The organism is Ferribacterium limneticum, from assembly GCF_020510585.1.
GTDB lineage: Bacteria > Pseudomonadota > Gammaproteobacteria > Burkholderiales > Rhodocyclaceae > Azonexus.
In genome coordinates this window covers 273,157-293,141 of sequence record NZ_CP075190.1, presented here as the reverse complement: position 1 = coordinate 293,141, position 19,985 = coordinate 273,157, and the positions used below count along the sequence as shown (strand labels likewise).

Here is a 19,985-nt window from a genome sequence, read left to right as displayed (position 1 = left end):
AGCTCGCGACCGGATGAAAACCCCTTTCCGCATCCTCTGTGTGTGTATGAGCAATGTCTGTCGCTCGCCGACAGCCGAGGCTGTGCTGCGCCAGTTGATCGAGAGGAACTGTCTTGGCGACCGGATCGAAGTGTCTTCCGCCGGAACCCACGGTTATCGTGCCGGTGACGCCTGCGATACCAACAGCCAGCGCGTGGCGTCGGCCAGGGGCTACGACCTTTCATCAATCCGCGCCCGAAAGGTGGGCTGGCAGGATATGGAATACTTCGACCTGATCCTGGCGATGGACCGGACCAACCTGTATAACCTGCGCCGCATGGCGACAGAAGAACAGTTGATGCGGATCAGGCTGCTCATGGACTATGCAACGCGCTTCAGCGAAGACGAGGTTCCGGATCCTTATCTCACCCTCGGCGGACGCTTCGAGCTGGTTCTCGACTTGATCGAGGATGCGGCCACCGGTTTGCTCGAGGAATTCAAGCGACAGCTCGAGCCAGCCACCGGCAAGGCAGCGGATTTCTCACAACGGACAATGCAACGATGAGCATCGAAATCTCCAGGGAAGCGACGACGGCAGCCATCACCTCCATCCAGCGCTATTTCGAGGAAAACATGGATGAGGAAATCGGCAATCTGGGGGCTGGCGCCCTGCTTGGATTTTTCCTCAAGGAGATTGGGCCGGTCGTCTACAACCAGGCTGTGGCGGATGTGCAAAGCCGCATGCAGGCCATAGTCATGGAACTGGATATCGAGATCCATGAAGCTGAGTTCCAGTATTGGCAAAGCTCTGCGCGAAAACGGAAGTGAGCCGGCTGCCCACTGAATACCACTACAGCGCCACGATGCGTTCGCCGCTCGAATAGGCTCACACCTAAAATTGCTGCAGTGCACAATTTTTCCAAATAGTGCGTTATACTCCGCGCCGAACACATCGATAACCCTTTCTGGAGACAACACATGTCCATCAATCCTGAGCAATTCGCCGCCGCCAACAAAGCAACCGTTGACTCCCTGTTGTCTGTTGCCAACACCGCCCTGGCCTCTGCCGAGCGCATCGCTGCCCTGAACCTGAACACCGCCCGCGCGGCTCTGGAAGATACCGTTTCCGGCGTCAAGTCGGTCATGGGTGCCAAGGATCCGAAGGAAGCCCTCGCCGCTCAAACCGCCCTGGCCCAGCCGGCTGTCGAGAAGGCCGTTGCCTACTCGCGTTCCGTCTATGAAATCACTGCCCAGACCCAACAGGATCTGGCCAAGATGGTCGAAGCCCAGTTCGGCGACTTCCAGAAGTCCATGGCCGAGATGGTCGAAAAGGCTACCAAGTCCGCTCCGGCCGGTTCCGAAGGTGCTGTTGCGGCGATTCAGAGCGCCATCGCTGCTGCCAACTCCGCTTTCGGCAACATGAGCACCATCACCAAGCAATTCACTGACGCAGCTCAAGCCAACATGGCTGCCGTCACCAAGAAGTCCAAGTAATTCTTTCGGGCCTCCCGAAATAAAGAGCCCCGCGCCTGCCGCGGGGCTTTTTTCGTCCACGTTGAATCGCCCGAAACATAGATATAGCCAGCGAAAGCAGCGATCAGTCAGGCCCGGACAAAGCGTTGACACAATTTGATACACAAAACATGTTGCAGTGCACAATACCTAGGGGCATAATGAACCTTGTCTCCTCCATCTCCTCCAAGAAATGGATTTAAGCCCGCCCCGTGCGGGCTTCTTTTTTTGTTTTGCCTTGCCCGGCTAGTTGTGCAGGTGCAACAAAGGACGGTGTTTGTTTTACTGCCGAAGCCGGCCATCCATACCGCGTCATGGCGCGGAAGCGAAACCCGGCCAGGCCATGGAAAGGAATCCTGATGCACGCCACAAAAGTTCTCGAACACCTCAAGAAGCATGGCCAGTTGCTCGATTTCGATATTGCTGCAGCCATCAATATGCCCCTGGCCGAGGTTCGCGCCTCGCTGACCGAACTGTCAGCCCGCGGCGACATTTCGCGCTGCAGCGTGACCAGCTACGTCAAAGGCAAGGCGATAGAAGGATTTCAATGCCGGATTTCAGGGTATATTCCACGCCCAGCGCCGGGCCGGAAACCAGGCGTCAAGTAACGACAGGGGTTTGGCCTTTTCCCGCTCAGGATAAACGGCCAAATCCGCCGCAGATCCGAATGGAGATTCCGATGCCGGAAAAAGATCTCGACGAAAAAGTCGAGCGCATGCTCAACGCCGCCCTCGGCGGCCTGACACCGCACGAGGCGCTGATCAAGGCGTCGCAGGACGAAGCCGCCAATGTGGACGAACGCGCCGCCGCCAAGGAAAAGAACCGCGAGCGGGCGCTAAAACTATTGGCCGAACTGGAAAAAGCGCAGGCCAAGTCGAAAACCTGAGTTTTCTGACGTCCGGACGTGCCGCCCACGGTCAACCGGAAATAAACGCAAAAAATGAAATGGGCGTCCGCCACTTGGCCGGATGCCCATTTTCTTGCGCAGGAATTCCTTATTTGACGACGAGCACGCTGTCGTCCCAGGCGGAGTGCTTCTCCAGCCCGAGCAGGTTGGCGACGGTGGCAGCGATGTTCGACAGGCCAGCCGTTTCCGTCTGTTTCAGGCCCAGTTTGCCGCCGCTCACGTTGTCGTAAAGGATCAGCGGCACGGGATTCAGCGTATGCGCCGTCTTGGCCTTGAATGAGCCGTCCTTGTTCAGCGCCGGCTGCTTGGTCTTCTTGTCCAGTTCGAACATTTCGTCGGCGTTGCCGTGGTCGGCCGTGATCAGCGCCACGCCACCCGCCGCGTCGACGGCCTGCAAAACACGGGCCAGCGACAGATCGACGGCTTCGACGGCCAGCGTTGCGGCGTAGAAATTGCCGGTGTGGCCGACCATGTCGCCGTTGGCGAAATTGCAGCGCAGCGTCCGGTACTGGCCGGACTGCAGGGCGGCGATCATCGCGTCGGCGATTTCGGCCGCCTTCATCCACGGCCGCTGCTCGAAGGGCACAACGTCGCTCGGGACTTCCTGCCAGGTTTCGCCGTCGAACTTGCCGGAACGGTTGCCGTTCCAGAAATAGGTGACGTGGCCGAATTTCTGCGTTTCCGAACAGGCGAACTGGGCGATGCCCGACTTGGCGAACCATTCGCCCGTGGTGTCCTTGATCGCCGGCGGAGCGACCAGGAAGCGGGCCGGCAGCTTCAAGTCGCCGTCGTATTGCAGCATGCCGGCGTAGGTCACCTTCGGCGCCCGAACACGGTCGAACTTGTCGAAAGCCGCTTCCTCGAAGGCGCGCGTGATTTCGATGGCGCGGTCGCCGCGGAAGTTGAAGAAGACGACCGAATCGCCATCCTCGATGGTGCCGATGGCCTTGCCGTTGTCGGCGATGACGAATTCCGGCAAATCCTGGTCGATGGTGCCCGGATTCTGCTCGCGCAGGCCGTTGACCGCAGCAGTCGCATTCGGGAACTGCGTGCCGAGGCCGAGCACGTGCGTCTTCCAGCCCTTGTCGACCATCGCCCAGTTGGCGTCGTAGCGATCCATGGTGATGTACTGACGCCCGCCGCCCGAGGCGATGCGGGCATCGAAGCCGTCGGCGCTAATCTCGGCGAGGAAGGCTTCAAACGGTACGACGTAATCGAGCGCACTGGTTTCCGGCACATCGCGGCCATCAAGCAGGGCGTGCACGCGCACGGTCTTGATGCCTTCAGCCTTGGCTTGGACGACCATGGCTTTGAGATGGTCGATATGGCTGTGCACGTTGCCGTCGGAGAACAGCCCCAGCAAATGCAACACGCCGCGACCGGCCTTGGCGCCGGCAATGATCTGCTGCCAGGCCTCGCCCTGCCAGATGGCGCCGGAGGCAATCGCGTTGGAGACCAGCGAAGCACCCTGGCTATAAACCTGACCGGCGCCGATGGCATTGTGGCCGACCTCCGAATTGCCCATGTCGTCGTCGGACGGCATGCCGACAGCGGTACCGTGGGCGCGCAGGCGGATGTTCGGGTAATTGGCGAAGAGGCGGTCGAGCGTCGGCTTGCGGGCGGCGGCGATGGCGCTGCCGACATCGGTCTTGGGCAGACCGTAGCCGTCCATGACGATAATGACCACCGGGCCGTGAACACCGGGGAAGGCGGAGAGCTTGTTCAGCATGGGCTGGCTTTCGGCAAAAGTCGTCATTTTACCTGCTCCGCACGTCATGCCGCGAGACTGGCGCGGCCAGAGACGCCAGTCACTCGAGTTTCATTTTTTGCGCCGCCCGGCTATGGGATAATCGCCATCCACTTTGCACAACAGCAGCAGGCATGGCCAAAGACGCACCGATTCAGTTCAAGGGCACTTCGCTCAAGATCATCCAGACGCAACTCCGCACCACCGATCTCGCCACGCTGCACGCCGCACTGGGCGAACTGACCGGCAACAGCCCGGATTTTTTCGAAAACGAGCTGGCCGTTCTCGATTTCAGTCACGCCGAGGAGACGCTGACTGATAACCCCGACTGGCCGGCTATTTGCGATTTGCTGCGCGGTTCCGGCCTGCACGCCATCGCGACGCGCGGCCTGCCGGAAGAATTGGCCAGCACGGCGCTTGCCGCCGGCCTGCCGGCCGTTGGCGCCGATGCACTGGGCCGCAGCACGGCCCGCCCAAAAACTGCCGAAGCGCCACCGCCCGCCACCGCACAGGAAGCTGCCCCGATCAGCGCCCCGCAACCCGCCCCCGAACCGGCCCCGCGCACCATCACGCTCGACAAGCCCTTGCGTTCCGGCCAGCGTTTCTACGCCAAGGGCGGCGACCTGATCGTTACAGCGATGATCAGCGCCGGCGCCGAGGTCATTGCCGATGGCAACATCCACATTTATGCGCCACTGCGTGGCCGCGCCCTGGCTGGCGCCAGCGGCGACAAGACGGCGCGCATCTTCACCACCTGCCTGGAAGCGGAACTCGTTTCCGTGGCCGGCATCTATCGAACTTTCGAGGCCGGCGTACCGGCCGAACTCGCCCGCCAGCCGGCGACCGTCTGCCTGACTGAGGAAGGTGGCGAAAGCCGCCTGACCGTCGCCGCCTTGGCGCTCCGTTAATCGCGCGTTTCGACGCGACTCCTTTTCATAACTTACCCAGCGAGAACTCACGTGACCAGAATCATCGTCGTAACTTCCGGCAAGGGCGGGGTCGGCAAGACCACCACCAGCGCCAGTTTTTCCACCGGCCTCGCCCAGCGCGGCTTCAAGACGGCCGTCATCGACTTCGACGTCGGCCTGCGCAATCTCGATCTGATCATGGGCTGCGAACGCCGCGTCGTTTATGACCTGATCAACGTCATCAACGGCGAAGCGACGTTGACCCAGGCGCTGATCAAGGACAAGCACGCCGACAACCTCTACGTGCTGCCCGCCTCGCAGACGCGCGACAAGGATGCGCTGACCGAGGAAGGTGTCGAGAAAGTCATCAAGGAACTCGAACACCAAGGGTTCGAGTACATCGTCTGCGACTCGCCGGCCGGTATCGAATCGGGCGCCATCATGGCCCTGACTTTCGCCGACGAAGCGCTCGTCGTGACCAATCCGGAAGTTTCTTCGGTGCGCGACTCCGACCGCATCCTCGGCATCCTGCAGGCCAAGTCGCGCCGCGCCATCGAAGGCCGCGACCCGATCAAGGAACACCTGCTCATCACGCGCTACAACCCGACCCGCGTCGAGGCCGGCGAAATGCTGTCGTACAAGGACATCCAGGAAATCCTGCGGGTGCCGATCATCGGCGTCATTCCGGAATCAGAAGAAGTCCTGCAGGCCTCCAACCAGGGCTCGCCGGTCATCCACCAGAAGGATACCGACGCGGCCGAGGCCTACAACGACGTGATCGCCCGCTTCCTCGGCGAGGACAAGCCGTTGCGTTTCGTCGATTACGTCAAGCCGGGCCTGCTGAAGCGCCTGTTCGGAGGCAAGTGAGATGTCGCTGCTTTCGATGCTCTTCGGCAACAAGCCGAAAACCGCCCATCTGGCCAAGGAGCGCCTGCAACTGATCATCGCGCACGAACGCGATGGCGGCGGCAGCAGCGCCAATTTCCTGCCTGACCTGCAACGCGAGCTGATCGCCGTGATCTCCAAGTACGTCAAGGTGAACACCGAGGACATTCGCGTTTCACTCGAAAAACAGGGCAATTACGAAGTCCTCGAAGTCAATATCGTCCTTCCCGAAAAGGGCTGAGAAGACTAGCATCGGGGCATTCCGCCACGAGGATGCCCCGATGTCCAGCCAGCTCAAACCCAGCGAGATCGTCCGCCAGCTTTCCGAACACGTCATCGGACAGGAAGAGGCCAAGCGCACGCTGGCCGTTGCCATTTACGCCCACTTCCGGCGCATGGCGGCGAATGCGGCGGTGGACAGCGTCGAGCTGACCAAAAGCAACATCCTGCTCATCGGCCCGACCGGCACCGGCAAGACTCTTCTTTGCGAAACGCTGGCCCGCATTCTCGATGTGCCTTTCGTCACGGCCGACGCGACGTCGCTGGCCCAGACGCAGTTTGTCGGCGACGAGATCGAAGCCATCCTGCATCGACTGCTCGACCGCGCCAGCGGTGATATCGAGCTTGCCCAGCGCGGCATCGTTTTCGTCGATGAAGTCGACAAGCTCAAGGCCATCGGCGGCCAGGCTCGCGCCACCTCCGGTGAAAGCGTCCAGCACGCCCTGCTCAAGATCATGGAAGGCGCGCCGGTACGGCTCAAGGACGGGCGGCACATCGACACCACCAACGTGCTGTTCATCTGCGGCGGCGCCTTTGTCGGGCTCGACCACATCCTGACCCGGACGCATACCTTCGGCTTCATTTCGACGACCGGCGGCGACGACCAGAAAATCCTCGAACGCCTGAACGCCCGCGTCAAGCCGACCGACCTGCTCGAATTCGGCCTGATCCCCGAATTCGCCGGCCGCCTGCCCATCGTCACCCGCCTCCACGATCTTTCCCAGGACATGCTGGTGCGCATCCTGACCGAGCCGAAGAACGCCATCTACCGCCAGTTCCGCGCCATGCTGGCGGCCGACGGCGTCGATCTTCAGGTCGCCCCCGACGTCTTCCGCCAGATGGCCGAGCTGGCCATCGAGTACAAGGCCGGGGCGCGCAGCCTGCGCGGCATCTTCGAGGAGATGATGACCGACGTGATGTACGCCGTGCCGGACAATCCGGGCATCCGCCGTGTCGTCATCCGCTCTCTGTTCGAGCGCGCAGAAATTGCCACGGGCTGAGCAGCCACGGCAATTCCCACGGTCAACCCGAAAAACGGCCCAAAAATGAAATTTCCGGGCGGAAGCCGACCGGCCGCTTCAATTCGGCCAGAACATCAGGCCCGATTCAGTTTTCCGCCGGCAATTCAAAGTTCCGGAGCAAGGTAGCGAACAGGACATCCGGATTGACCGGTTTGGCAATGAAGTCGGTCATCCCGGCAGCCATGCAGCGCTGCCGGTCATCGCTGAAGGCATTGGCGGTCATGGCGATAATCGGCGTCTGACCATATCCCGCCAGTTGCCGGATTTTCTGCGTGGCCTCCAGCCCATCCATCCGCGGCATCTGCATGTCCATGAGCACCAGATCGTAGGACTGCTCGGCAGCGGCAGCCATCGCCTCAACACCGTCATTGGCGACATCGACAACAAGGCCGACGTCTTCCAGCAGCATGTGGGCAATTTCCTGATTGATCGGCTCGTCTTCAACGAGCAGAACGCACCGGCCCGCGAAATTGCGCCGCAGCCTCGCCTCGGTCTCCTCCGGCGAGGCTTCTCCCAATGGCATCGTCGTAGCCAGGCCGGACCGTTTGAGCCGAGCCGTGAACCAGAAGGTGCTGCCGCCGCCAAGAAGGCTTTCGGCCCCGGCATCACCGTGCATCAACTGAGCGATTTTCCGGGTGATGGCCAGGCCCAAGCCGGTCCCGCCGTACTTGCGCGTCGTCGAATTGTCCGCCTGCTCAAAAGCGGAAAAGAGCCGGGGCAAGGCTTCCGACGAAATGCCGATACCGCTGTCCCGGACTTCGATGCGGATCAGTACATCATCCGGCGTAGCGTCAACAACCCGGCAGCCGAGCTCGATCTGGCCGGCATCGGTAAATTTGACGGCATTCGACAGGTAGTTCAGCACGGCCTGCTGCAGGCGCGTCTGATCGCCCCTCAACGACAGCGCCGGGACACGGCTGACCAGCAAGGCCACATTCTTTGCCTGGGCTTTTTCCTGAACCATGGCCGCGGCGTTGTCGAGGATGGCGTTGAGATCAATGGCGCTGTCTTCAAGTTCGAGCTTGTCGGCATCGATTTTCGAAAGGTCGAGCACGGCATTGATGATTTCGAGCAGATGCTGACCGGCCGTATCGATTTTTTCGAGACGGCTGTCCTGTTCCGCGGTGACGCCGGAACGGCGCAGCAGGTGCACCATGCCGCTGATGGCGTTGAGCGGCGTGCGTATCTCGTGCGACATGTTGGCGATGAACGAGCTTTTGGCTTTATTGGCCGCCTCCGCCTTTTCACGCTCGACGCGGGTACGCAGACCGATGATGCCAAAGCTCAGGTTGGACGCCAGTTCCTCAAGCAAGCTGACCTCTTCGGGTCCGAAGGCATGGGCCTCGGCAGCATAAACGCACAAGCCGCCGAGGATGCTTTCGCCGTGCTTGAGCGGCAGGGCAATGGCGGCCTGATAACCTTGCCCGATCGCGGCGCGACGCCAGGGCTCCTGTCGATTGTTGGCTTGCAAGGCCTGGTTGATTTGCGGCTGTCCGGAATGTATCGCCCGGGCCGTCGGACCGTCGGCGTATTTGCTGACGCCATCCCAGAAAATTCGGGCCTTCTCCAGATAACCCGGCTCGCAGCCCGACTCGGCGACCGGGCGAACGGTTTTTGCCGCATCGTGTTCGGCATAGCCGACCCAGGCACTCATGTAGCCACCGGCCTTGACGATCAAATGGCAAACATCGTTGAGAAGCTGCATCTCGCTGTCATTTCTGACCAGCGCCAGATTGCATTCGCTGAGCAGGCGCAAGGCGCGATTGAGCCTGTTTTGTTCGTACAGCGACTTTTTGCGCTCGGAAATGTCGGTATGGATGCCGATCATGCGCTTCGGCCGATTCTCGCCATCCCACTGCACCACCTCGCCGACCGACTGTATCCAGATCCAGTCGCCCGTACGCGTCCGCCGACGGTACTCAATGGTTTGCGACCCCGTTTCCTTGAGGCAGCGATCGAATTGCTGCCTGACCGTCTGGAGATCGTCGGGATGAATCTGCTCGAGCCAGTTGGCCAGGCTGGATTTGAACTCACCCGCCTCCTCGCCCAGCATCCGCGCGTAGTTCGGACTGACGACGACCGCCCCGGTGCTCAGGTCGAGGTCGAACCAGGCCTGATTGGCCGCGTGCAAGGCCAGGCGCAGCCGCTCTTCGCTTTCGCGCAGCCCTTCTTCGGCCCGGCTCTTTTCCGTGGCGTCCTCGAAGACTGTCGCGAACTGGTTGGCGGCCGGCGAAAAGACCGAAATGGAAAAGGTTTTCCCGAGCGGTGCGAAGTTCGGCTGAAACTGGAGTGGCTGGCCGGTCAAGGCGACTTTGGCATATTGCTCAAGGAAGGGCACGACGCCATAGACCTCGCTGGCCAGCCGGCCGACGACAGCCTGCCGGGTGGTTCCGAGAATCGATTCGTAGGCCGGATTGACGTCGAGCAGCCGATAATCGACCGGCCGCCCCGCCCCATCGAGGATCAGTTCATGCAGCGCCACACCCTCGGTCATCGCCGCGTACAGGTTATGGAATTTTTGCTCGCTCTGCCTGAGCGCCTCAACCCCGAACTTGCGCTCGGTGATGTCATCGTAGATGCCGAGGACACCAATGGTCTCGTTGTTGCCGCCCTTGAGGGGCACCTTGGAAGAGCGCAGCCAGATGGTTTTCCCGTCCGGCGTTGTCTGCGGCTCCTCGTAGTTGAGCTTGGGGATGCCCGAGTCGATGACTTTGCGATCATCGGCGCGATACAGATCGGCTTCGGGCGCCCAGCCCATTTCATAATCGCTCCGGCCGATCAATTCCTGAGGTGACTCCTTGCCGGCATCCCTGGCAAAAACGGGATTGCAGCCCAGGTAGTTGAGGTCCCGATCTTTCCAGAAGATGCGCACCGGAACGGCATCGACGATGGTCTGCAGAACACTTTTCGACTCTTCCAGCGCGGCTTTGGCCTGATTCAGCGCAGTCTCCGCCTGGCGGTGTTCGGCCAGTTCGCGCATGAGCCGCAGGGTATTGCTCGACAAGGTGCTGTAGATCGCCAGGATGATGTCGATCAGCGTTCGCGTCGTGCCGCCCATCTGCTCCTTGGCGCGGATTTTCGCCGCATCGACAGACAATCCGTCCCTGATGGCCAGAACGGTGTAGGCCATGTAGCGGTCGGTCTCAAGAATGTGCGAGGCGAGCCAGCGGGCGAGAAAGCCGAGCGTCTCCTCGGCCACTTCCATCAGGGGGCGCGAGGCCAATCCCTGGCGCATGCGTGCGACTTCCTGGACGAAGGCGACATGGGTCTTGCGGTGCGCTGCCTCGCCGGGGTCGTCGAGCAGATACTCGCGCCAGATCGCCTCTTCCGACTCGAAATGGTAGACCGCGTACTCGGCCAGTTCGTCGAACAGGCGATCAAGCGTCAGTTCATGGGACTTGAAGGCAACATGGCCGGCCAGAAGATTGAGCAGGCGGACCAGATTGCGATGCTGCTCATCGACCGTGGGCAGTCCCGTATTGAAGTTGTCATCCCAGGGGAAAATATCGATTGAAATCATCTGAGAGGACACCGGGGGAGTGGAAGGCAAAACCGTCTGCGGATTCAGGCGCTAAGGGGTAATTCTAATCCTTCGTTCAGGCTGGGTGGTGATCCTTCCGGCGGTTCCGGGCCTCGACGAATCGTGGCATTCCACCCGACCAGACCAGCCAGGACAAAAAAAAGGGGCCCGAAGGCCCCGAAAGGGATGAGACAACGGGCGTGGTTCTCCCGTATCTCGCCCGCAGAGTGACTAGTGGGCGTGGGCGCCGGCGGCACCGAGCCCGGTCTGGGCGCGGATGTACTGCTCCTCGAAGGCTTCGGCTTCGCTGGCGGCGCGGGCGCTCTTGTCGGTAACCGAGCCGAGCCAGGTGACGAAGAAAGCTGTCGTCATCGAGATGATGGCCGGGTGGTCGTAGGGGAAGATGGCCTGGGCGTTGCCCAGCACCTTGACCCAGACGGCCGGCGACAGGATGACCAGACCGACGGCGGAAAGCAGGCCGGCAATGCCGCCCCACAGTGCGCCGCGCGTCGTCAGGCCTTTCCAGTACATGGACAGGATGAGGATGGGGAAATTGACCGAAGCGGCGACGCCGAAGGTCAGCGCGACGAGGAAGGCGATGTTCTGGTCGCGGAAGAGCAGACCGAGCAGGATGGCGACAATGCCGATGCCAACCGAGGCGATCTTGGTGACGCGCATTTCCTGTTCGCTGGTCGCCAGATTCTTTTTGATCACCCGGGCGTAGAGGTCATGGGCGATGGCCGAAGCGCCAGCCAGGGCCAGACCGGAGACGACGGCGAGGATGGTGGCGAAGGCGACGGCCGACAGGAAGCCGAGGAATACGTCACCACCGACGGCCTTGGCCAGGTGCATGACCGGCATGTTGCCGCCACCGACCAGCTTGCCGCCGATAACGCCGCCTTCGAAGAACTGCGGGTCCTGGCCGACGATGACTATGGACGACACGCCCAGGATGATCACGACGAGGAAGAAGAAACCGATGAAACCGGTGGCGTAAAACACCGATTTGCGAGCTTCCTTGGCGTTCGGCACGGTGAAGAAACGCATCATGATGTGCGGCAGGCCGGCCGTACCGAAGAGCAGGGCCAGCGACAGCGACACGGCGGAGACCGGATCGGCCATCAGCGAACCCGGAGCCATGATCTTGATGCCGGCCTTGTGGGCGGCTACGGCCTGGGTGAACAGGTTATCGAAGGAGAAATCGAAGCGACTGAAGGCGAGCAGCATCAGCGTCGTACCACCACCGAGCAGCAGGCAGGCCTTGATGATCTGCACCCAGGTGGTCGCAGTCATGCCGCCGAAGGTGACGTAAACCATCATCAGCAGGCCGACAGCGATTACGGCGTAGGTGTATTCCAGACCGAAGAGCAGCTGGATCAGTTGGCCGGCACCGACCATCTGGACGATCAGGTAGAAGCAGACCACGGTCAGCGAGCCAAAGGCGGCAAAGGTGCGGATGCGGTTCTGGTCGAGGCGGTAGGAAGCGATGTCGGCAAAGGTGAATTTGCCGAGATTGCGCAGCCGTTCAGCCATCAGGAAGAGGATGATCGGCCAGCCGACGAAGAAGCTGATGGTGTAGATGAAACCGTCGAAACCCTTGGCATAGACCAGCGAGGTCAGGCCGAGCAGGGTCGCCGCCGACATGTAGTCGCCAGCGATGGCCAGGCCGTTCTGGAAGCCGGTGATACCGCCACCGGCGGTGTAGAAGTCGGCCGTCGACTTGTTCCGTTTGGAAGCCCAGTAGGTGATGCCGAGGGTGAACAGCACGAAGACCAGGAACATGGCGATGGCGCTGACATTGATCGGCTGTTTCTGCACGCCTTCCAGCGTGCCGGGGGCGGCGATGGCGGCAAAAGCGATCAGGCTGCCGGCGATCAGTGCGATAAGCGAGCGCTTCATTTGGCGGACTCCCTGAGGATCTGCTCGTTGAGCGCATCGAATTCGCCATTGGCGCGGCTGATGTAGATGCCGGTGGTCAGCCAGGCGCCGACGACAAGGAAGACGCCGATCGGCCAGCCGAGGGTGATGATGTTGCCCTCGCTGATCGGCTGGGCGAGCCAGGCCGGGTTGAAGGCGGTGATCATCATGAAGGTGTAGTACGGCACCAGCACGACGAGGGAAAGGATGATCGCGAAGCGCGTGCGCTTGCCGACCATTTCGGCAAATTTCGGATTGCTCCGGATCCTTGCCTGGATATTGGGTTGAGACATGATCCCTCCTAAATTGATGGGTAGTTGAAACGGCAGTGCTGTTCTCGTTTTTGTGTTTTTTTCCGGTTGACCGTGGGATTGCCCGGCCAACTCGGTGTGACCTACATATTTGGATAGTTCGGCCCACCGCCACCTTCCGGCACCGTCCAGTTGATGTTCTGGGTCGGGTCCTTGATGTCGCAGGTCTTGCAATGCAGGCAGTTCTGCCCGTTGATCTGCAGCCGTGGCTTGCCCTCCTCCTCGCCGAGGATTTCGTACACGCCGGCCGGGCAGTAACGCGTTTCCGGCGAACCGTATTTGGCGTAATTGACGCTGATGGCGATGCTTTCGTCCTTGAGGCGCAGATGCGTCTGCTGGTTTTCCTCATGGTTGGTGGCCGAGAGGAAGACCGAGGACAGGCGGTCGAAAGTCAGCTGACCATCCGGCTTCGGGTAGGCAATCTTTGGATGACTGTTCTTGTCGCCGAGCTGCGTGTGGTCGTCGTGGTGATGCAGAGTCCACGGCGCCTTGCCCCTGAAGACGTAGGTGTCGATCGCACCGTAAGCCAGCGCGCCCCACAGACCCCACTTGAAGGCCGGGCGGATGTTGCGCACCTGGTAGAGCTCGTCCCACAACCACGACTTCCTGATCTGCTCGGCGTACTCGGTGGCTTCCGCCCCGGCGTTTTCCTTGGCCAGATGCTCGAAGACGGCTTCGGCGGCGACCATGCCGGACTTCATTGCCATGTGCGTGCCCTTGATCTTGGGCACGTTGAGGAAGCCGGCCGTGTCGCCGATGAGCAGGCCGCCCGGGAAGGTCAGCTTGGGGACGGACTGGTAACCACCTTCGGAGAGCGCCCGGGCGCCGTAGGAAATGCGGCGGCCGCCTTCGAAGAAACCACGAATGGCCGGATGCGTCTTGTAGCGCTGGAACTCTTCGTACGGCGACAGCCACGGATTCTTGTAATCCAGACCGACGACCATGCCGATGGCGACGAGGTTGTTTTCCAGGTGATAGAGGAAGGAACCGCCGTAGGTATCCGATTGCAGCGGCCAGCCGACGGTGTGCACGATCAGCCCCGGCTGATGCTTGGCCGGATCGACTTCCCACAGTTCCTTGATGCCGATACCGTAGGTTTGCGGATCGACGCCATCGCGCAGATTGAATTTGGCGAACAGTTCCTTGGTCAGCGAGCCACGGCAGCCTTCGGCGAAGATGGTCTGCTTGGCATGCAACTCCATGCCGGGCTGGAAGTTATGGCCGGGCTGGCCATCCTTGCCGATGCCGAGGTCGCCGGTGGCGACGCCCTTGACCGAGCCGTCCTCGTGGTAAAGCACTTCGGCTGCGGCAAAGCCTGGGTAGATTTCAACGCCGAGCGCCTCGGCCTGCTCACCGAGCCAGCGGGCCAGATTGCCCAGACTGATGATGTAGTTGCCGTGGTTGCCCATCTGCGGCGGCGTCGGCAGTTTGTAAGCGCCCGCTTCCGTCAGATACAGCAGCCTGTCTTCACCGGCCGGCGTGTTGAGCGGCGCACCGCGGTCCTGCCAGTCGGGAAAAAGTTCGGCCAGCGCATGCGGTTCGAGCACGGCGCCGGACAGGATATGGGCGCCGATTTCCGAGCCCTTTTCGAGCAGGCAGACCGAGACTTCCTTGCCGGCCTGCTCGGCCAGTTGCTTGATGCGGATCGCCGACGACAGCCCCGAAGGGCCACCGCCGATGATCACGACATCGTATTCCATCGCATCGCGATCGGTGCGCATGGTCATGATCAGAACAGGTTTTCAGGCAGGGCGAACACCGACTCTGCACCGCCGGTCATTTCGGCGGAGTAGGCAGCGGCGAACGGCAGCTGGTGGGCGGCGAAGTAGTTGGCCGTGGCCAGCTTGGCCTTGTAGAAGTCATCGGTCGTGCCGTCGGCGATGTGCTTGACGGCAATCGCCGCCGACTTGGCCATGAGCCAGCCGCCAACGACGATGCCAGTCAGCTTGAGGAAAGGCACGGAACCGGCATGGACAGCCTGCGGATTGCTCTCGTAGTTGGCGACGATCCAGTCGGCTGCGGTCGACAGGGCATTAATGCCATTTTTCAGATGGGCTGCGATGCCGCCCAGTTGGGCATGGCCTTCCAGTTCCTGAGCAGTCACCGACATTTCGGCGACCAGCGCCTTCATGGCAGCGCCCGGCACCTTTTCGCGAGCCAGCTTGCGGCCGACCAGGTCGTTGGCCTGAATGGCGGTCGTGCCTTCGTAGATGGTCGTGATGCGCGAGTCGCGGTAGTACTGGGCAGCACCCGTTTCTTCGACGAAGCCGACACCACCGAAGACCTGCAGCGCGGTCGACGACAGCTCGACGCCCTGCTCCGTGCTCCAGCCCTTGACCACCGGGGTCAGCAGGTCGACACGGGCCTGAGCGGCGGCATTGCCGGCATGGGCGCGGTCGATGTTGGCGGCGGTGTAGTAGGCCAGCGTGCGCATGGCTTCGGTGCGAGACTTGATGTCCATGAGCATGCGGCGGACATCCGGGTGATGAAGGATAGGTTTCTTGACGCCGGATTTGTCGCCAACCGGGGCGCCTTGCACTCGCTCACGGGCGTACCACAGGGCGTGCTGGTAGGCGCGCTCGGCGATGCCGACGCCTTCGAGGCCGACGTTGACGCGGGCGTGGTTCATCATCGTGAACATGTAGCCGATGCCCTTGTTCTCGTCGCCGATCAGGTAGCCGACAGCGCCTTCGTTTTCGCCGTAGGACATGACGGCGGTCGGGCTGCCGTGGATGCCGAGCTTGTGTTCGATCGAAGCGCAGATCAGGTCATTGCGCTTGCCCAGCGAGCCGTCGGCATTGACCAGGAACTTCGGCACGAGGAAGAGCGAAATCCCCTTCAGTCCCGGCGGTGCGTCCGGCAGGCGGGCCAGCACGAGGTGAACGATGTTCTCGGCGACATCATGCTCGCCCCAGGTGATGAAGATCTTGGTGCCGCTGATCAGGTAGCTGCCATCGCCGACGGCCTTGGCCTTGGAGGAAATGGCGGCCAGATCGGAACCGGCGTTCGGCTCAGTCAGGTTCATCGTGCCGGTCCACGTGCCTTCGATCATCTTCGGCAGGTACTTCTGCTTGAGTTCGTCGGAAGCGTGGTGGGCGATGGCTTCGATGGCGCCGCCGGTCAGCATCGGGCACAGGCCGAAGGCCATGTTGGCGCCCTTCCACATTTCATTGACCGCCATCGAGACGACGGCCGGCAGGCCCTGGCCACCGTACTCCGGCGAGAAGGGCATGGAGTTCCAGCCGGTTTCGGCGAACAGCTTGTAGGCTTCCTTGAAACCGGGCGCCGTGGTCACGACGCCGTCCTTGCAGACGTGACCGACACGGTCGCCGACGCTGTTGATCGGGTCGAGAACGCCGGTGGCGAACTTGGAGGCTTCGTCGAGAATGGACTCGACGAGATCGACGGAACACTCCTCGTTACCGGGCAGGGCGCAGATTTCTTCGAGGCCGGCCACTTCGTTGAGGACGAACTGCATGTCGCGAATCGGGGCGATATAGGTACTCATGGGTTTATCTCCGTGTTTCTTGTTTAGACGGCGGCGACGAGGGCCGGAATGGTTTCGAACAGATCGGCCACGAGGCCGTAATCCGCCACCTGGAAGATTGGTGCATCGGGATCCTTGTTGATGGCGACGATGACTTTCGACTCTTTCATGCCAGCCAGATGCTGGATGGCGCCCGAGATGCCGACGGCGATGTAGAGCTGCGGGGCGACGATCTTGCCGGTCTGGCCGACCTGGTAGTCGTTCGGGACGAAGCAGGCATCGACGGCAGCGCGGGATGCACCGAGGGCGGCACCGAGCTTGTCGGCGAGCGGTTCGAGCAGCTTGTGGTAGTTCTCGCCACTGCCCAGTCCTCTCCCACCAGAGACGATGATCTTGGCGGCGCCGAGTTCGGGCCGCTCGGACTTGGTCAGTTCGCGGTGGGTCAGGGTGCTTTGGGCGGTATCGGCGGCCGGACTGATGCTTTCGATTTTTGCGGCATTTTCCCGGTTGACCGCATCAAATGCTGTCGTGCGGACGGTGATGACTTTGACCTTGTCAGCGCTCTGCACGGTGGCCAGGGCATTCCCGGCGTAGATCGGGCGGACGAAGGTGTCCGGGCTGTCGACACCGGTGATTTCGGAGATCTGTGCGACATCGAGCAAGGCGGCAACGCGCGGCATGAGGTTCTTGCCGAAGGTGGTGGCCGGGGCGAGGATGTGGCTGTAGCCCGCGACGTGGGCAATGATCAGCGCGGTCAGGTTCTCGGCGGTCTGGCTCTGGTAGTGGGCAGCATCGGCGACCTTGACGGTGCTGACACCGCTGAGGGTGGCGGCTTCCTGGGCGGCGGCCGCACAGTTGGTGCCGGCGACGAGGACGTGGATGTCGCCACCGATTTTCACTGCAGCAGCGACGGTGTTGAGGGTGGCAGCTTTTAGCTGTTGGTGGTCGTGTTCGGCGATAACGAGAATGGTCATGATCAGATCACCTTGGCTTCGTTCTTGAGTTTGTTGACCAGTTCGGCGACGTCGGCGACCCGGATGCCGGCACTGCGCTTGGCGGGTTCGGCGACCTTGAGGGTGGTCAGGCGCGGCGTGACGTCGACGCCAAGGTCGGCCGGCTTGACGGTGTCGAGCGGCTTTTTCTTGGCTTTCATGATGTTGGGGAGCGTGGCGTAGCGCGGTTCGTTGAGGCGCAGGTCGGTACTGACGACAGCCGGCAGGGTGATTTCGAGGGTTTCGAGGCCGCCGTCGATTTCGCGGGTGACGGTGGCTTTGCCATTGGCGATGACGACCTTGGAGGCGAAGGTGGCTTGCGGCCAGGCTTGCAGGGCGGCGAGCATCTGGCCGGTCTGGTTGGCGTCGTCGTCGATGGCTTGTTTGCCGCAGATGACGAGTTGCGGTTGTTCCTTGTCGCAGAGGGCCTTCAAGAGCTTGGCGACAGCCAGTGGCTGGAGTTCGACATCGGTTTCGACGAGGATGCCGCGGTCGGCACCGATGGCCATGGCGGTGCGCAGGGTTTCCTGGCAGGCGGCGACGCCGCAGGAGACGGCAATGACTTCCGTCGCGATGCCGGCTTCTTTGAGGCGCACGGCTTCTTCGATGGCGATTTCGTCGAAGGGGTTCATGCTCATCTTGACGTTGGCCAGGTCAACACCGGTGCCATCGGCCTTGACGCGGACCTTGACGTTGTAATCAACGACTCGTTTTACGGGTACGAGAATCTTCATAGGGATGTCTCCTGCTTTTTTGTAAAAAGCCCTGCCGGCGGTAAGCTCGGCAGGGAAAACGCAAGAACTACTCGATGGCGAGCACGGAGTTGGCGTGCTGACGCAGGACGTACTTCTGGATCTTGCCGGTCGAGGTCTTCGGCAGTTCGCCGAACACGACCTGCTTGGGGACCTTGAAGCGGGCCAGGTGGGCACGGCAGTGCTCGATGATCTCGGCTTCGCTGCAGCTCGCATCGGCCTTGAGTTCGACGAAGGCCGCCGGTACTTCGCCCCACTTCTCGTCGGGCTTGGCGACAACGGCGGCAGCCACGACCGCCGGGTGGCGGTAGAGCACGTCCTCGACTTCGAGCGACGAGATGTTCTCGCCGCCGGAGATGATGATGTCCTTGGAACGATCCTTGATCTTGACGTAGCCGTCGCTATGCACGACCGCGAGGTCGCCGGTATGGAACCAGCCGCCTTCGAAGGCTTCTTCGGTCGCCTTCGGATTCTTGAGGTAGCCCTTCATGACCAGGTTGCCCTTGAACATGATTTCGCCCATCGTCTCGCCATCCCATGGCACCGGCTCCATGCTGACCGTGTCACGGACCTCTATGCCTTCCTGCATGTGGTAGCGCACGCCCTGGCGGCCGTTGCGGGCAGCGCGCAGGTCGATCGGCAGCTTGTCCCATTCCGGGTGCTTGGCGCAGACGGCAGCCGGGCCGTAGGTTTCGGTCAGGCCGTAAACATGGGTGATGTTGAAGCCCATCTTCTCGCAGCCTTCGATGATCGCAGCCGGAGGGGCGGCGCCGGCGATCAGGCCATTGACTTGGTGGGCTATGCCTTCCTTGAGGCTGTCGGGCGAGTTGATCATCATGCCCCATACAATCGGCGCGCCGCACATATGGGTGACCTTGTGCGCCTTGATCAGGTTGAAGATCAGGGCCGGATCGACCTTGCGCAGACAGACACTGGTGCCGGCATTGGCGGCCAGCGTCCAGGGGAAGCACCAGCCGTTGCAGTGGAACATCGGCAGCGTCCAGAGGTACACCGCATGCGGCGGCATGCCCCAGGAAATGATGTTGGAAGCGGCATTGAGGTAAGCGCCGCGATGGTGATAGACGACGCCCTTCGGATTGCCGGTGGTACCCGAGGTGTAGTTCAGGGCGATGGCATCCCACTCGTCGTCGGGCAGGCTCCACTTGAAATCGGGCTCGCCTTCCTTGAGGAAGTCTTCGTATGTCTTTTCGCCGAGCGACTCGCCGCTGGTGAAATCGGGGTCGAGACTGTCGATGACCAGCGGCTTCGGCCCTTCGAGCAGTGCCAGCGCGGCCTTGACGATGGTCGAGAATTCGGGGTCGGTGATCAGCACCTTGGCTTCGCCGTGGGCCAGCATGAAGGCAATGGCTTCGGCGTCGAGGCGGGTGTTCAGGGTATTGAGCACGGCGCCGGTCATCGGCACGCCGAAATGGCATTCGAACATCGAAGCCGTGTTGGGCAGCATGGCGGCGACCGTGTCACCCTTGCCGATGCCCCGATTCTTCAGCGCCGAGGCAAGCTGGCGGCTACGGTCGTAGCTTTCCTTCCAGGTGTATTGGCGCGCGCCCTGGATGACCGAAACGCGTTTCGGGTAAACGAAGGCCGAGCGCTCGATGAAGCTGAGCGGCGACAGTGCGACGAAATTGGCCGGATTTTGCTCCAGCCCGACGGAATACGGGTTAACCAAGATTTATCTCCTCACGATTTCTTGCCGAGTGCTGTTCTCGTAGGCGCAAGTATTTTTATTGATCGTGATGTTGGCAAAAC

At 61.5% G+C, this 19,985-nt stretch carries 18 protein-coding genes; 9 read left to right on the top strand and 9 right to left on the bottom strand.

Annotated features, from left to right (window positions below):
• Window positions 1–13: 13 nt before the first annotated feature.
• From KI613_RS01385 to KI613_RS01365, 5 genes are all read left to right on the top strand, one after another.
• Window positions 14–544 (top strand): low molecular weight protein-tyrosine-phosphatase, encoded by a 531-nt coding sequence (locus tag KI613_RS01385; RefSeq protein WP_226403446.1) that lies wholly within the window; start codon window positions 14–16, stop codon window positions 542–544.
• A complete protein-coding gene (locus KI613_RS01380; RefSeq protein ID WP_226403445.1) occupies window positions 541–807 on the top strand; it encodes a DUF2164 domain-containing protein in 267 nt (88 codons plus the stop codon). Before KI613_RS01385 ends, KI613_RS01380 begins: the two co-directional genes overlap by 4 nt.
• Window positions 808–957: 150 nt before the next feature.
• Complete coding sequence (locus KI613_RS01375; protein WP_226403444.1) at window positions 958–1,473, top strand: phasin family protein; 516 nt, start codon at window positions 958–960, stop codon at window positions 1,471–1,473.
• Window positions 1,474–1,850: 377 nt separating this feature from the next.
• On the top strand, window positions 1,851–2,099 hold the full coding sequence (locus KI613_RS01370) for a transcriptional regulator (protein WP_226403443.1): 249 nt from the start codon (window positions 1,851–1,853) through the stop codon (window positions 2,097–2,099).
• A gap of 71 nt (window positions 2,100–2,170) precedes the next feature.
• Window positions 2,171–2,377, top strand: coding sequence for a hypothetical protein (locus KI613_RS01365; RefSeq protein WP_226403442.1), 207 nt, complete (start codon window positions 2,171–2,173; stop codon window positions 2,375–2,377).
• A gap of 109 nt (window positions 2,378–2,486) precedes the next feature.
• Here the strand turns inward: KI613_RS01365 and gpmI are convergent, their stop codons facing one another.
• Window positions 2,487–4,127, bottom strand: a complete 1,641-nt coding sequence (gene gpmI / locus KI613_RS01360; protein WP_226405660.1) for a 2,3-bisphosphoglycerate-independent phosphoglycerate mutase — start codon at window positions 4,125–4,127, stop codon at window positions 2,487–2,489.
• A 152-nt stretch (window positions 4,128–4,279) separates the two neighbouring features.
• Between gpmI and minC the strand changes: the two genes are divergently transcribed.
• From minC to clpX, 4 genes are read left to right on the top strand one after another with little or no spacing between them, the layout of a single operon-like run.
• On the top strand, window positions 4,280–5,053 hold the full coding sequence (minC, locus tag KI613_RS01355; protein ID WP_226403441.1) for a septum site-determining protein MinC: 774 nt from the start codon (window positions 4,280–4,282) through the stop codon (window positions 5,051–5,053).
• Between the two features lie 51 nt (window positions 5,054–5,104).
• A complete protein-coding gene (minD, locus tag KI613_RS01350) occupies window positions 5,105–5,920 on the top strand; it encodes a septum site-determining protein MinD (protein ID WP_226403440.1) in 816 nt (271 codons plus the stop codon).
• A 1-nt stretch (window position 5,921) separates the two neighbouring features.
• Window positions 5,922–6,179: a cell division topological specificity factor MinE gene (gene minE / locus KI613_RS01345; RefSeq protein WP_011286046.1), complete on the top strand. Its 258-nt coding sequence runs from the start codon at window positions 5,922–5,924 to the stop codon at window positions 6,177–6,179.
• Window positions 6,180–6,219: 40 nt separating this feature from the next.
• Entirely contained in the window at window positions 6,220–7,218 is a 999-nt protein-coding gene (gene clpX, locus KI613_RS01340; RefSeq protein WP_226403439.1) for an ATP-dependent Clp protease ATP-binding subunit ClpX, read from the top strand.
• A gap of 106 nt (window positions 7,219–7,324) precedes the next feature.
• On the opposite strand, the gene KI613_RS01335 is transcribed toward clpX, so the two are convergent.
• The 8 genes from KI613_RS01335 to KI613_RS01300 all read right to left on the bottom strand — a co-directional run bounded on the left by KI613_RS01335 (window position 7,325) and on the right by KI613_RS01300 (window position 19,905).
• Window positions 7,325–10,759 carry a bacteriohemerythrin gene (locus tag KI613_RS01335; protein ID WP_226403438.1) on the bottom strand — a complete coding sequence of 1,145 codons (3,435 nt, stop codon included), beginning with the start codon at window positions 10,757–10,759 and terminating at the stop codon, window positions 7,325–7,327.
• 231 nt (window positions 10,760–10,990) lie between these two features.
• Window positions 10,991–12,658, bottom strand: coding sequence for a cation acetate symporter (locus KI613_RS01330; protein ID WP_226403437.1), 1,668 nt, complete (start codon window positions 12,656–12,658; stop codon window positions 10,991–10,993).
• Entirely contained in the window at window positions 12,655–12,969 is a 315-nt protein-coding gene (locus tag KI613_RS01325) for a DUF485 domain-containing protein (RefSeq protein WP_226403436.1), read from the bottom strand. Before KI613_RS01325 ends, KI613_RS01330 begins: the two co-directional genes overlap by 4 nt.
• Window positions 12,970–13,070: 101 nt before the next feature.
• On the bottom strand, window positions 13,071–14,714 hold the full coding sequence (locus KI613_RS01320) for an electron transfer flavoprotein-ubiquinone oxidoreductase (RefSeq protein ID WP_226403435.1): 1,644 nt from the start codon (window positions 14,712–14,714) through the stop codon (window positions 13,071–13,073).
• A 2-nt stretch (window positions 14,715–14,716) separates the two neighbouring features.
• Window positions 14,717–16,495 carry an acyl-CoA dehydrogenase C-terminal domain-containing protein gene (locus KI613_RS01315; protein ID WP_226403434.1) on the bottom strand — a complete coding sequence of 593 codons (1,779 nt, stop codon included), beginning with the start codon at window positions 16,493–16,495 and terminating at the stop codon, window positions 14,717–14,719.
• 23 nt (window positions 16,496–16,518) lie between these two features.
• A complete protein-coding gene (locus KI613_RS01310) occupies window positions 16,519–17,448 on the bottom strand; it encodes an electron transfer flavoprotein subunit alpha/FixB family protein (protein ID WP_226403433.1) in 930 nt (309 codons plus the stop codon).
• Between the two features lie 2 nt (window positions 17,449–17,450).
• Complete coding sequence (locus tag KI613_RS01305; RefSeq protein ID WP_226403432.1) at window positions 17,451–18,200, bottom strand: electron transfer flavoprotein subunit beta/FixA family protein; 750 nt, start codon at window positions 18,198–18,200, stop codon at window positions 17,451–17,453.
• Window positions 18,201–18,267: 67 nt separating this feature from the next.
• Entirely contained in the window at window positions 18,268–19,905 is a 1,638-nt protein-coding gene (locus KI613_RS01300; protein ID WP_226403431.1) for an acyl-CoA synthetase, read from the bottom strand.
• Window positions 19,906–19,985 lie beyond the last annotated feature (80 nt).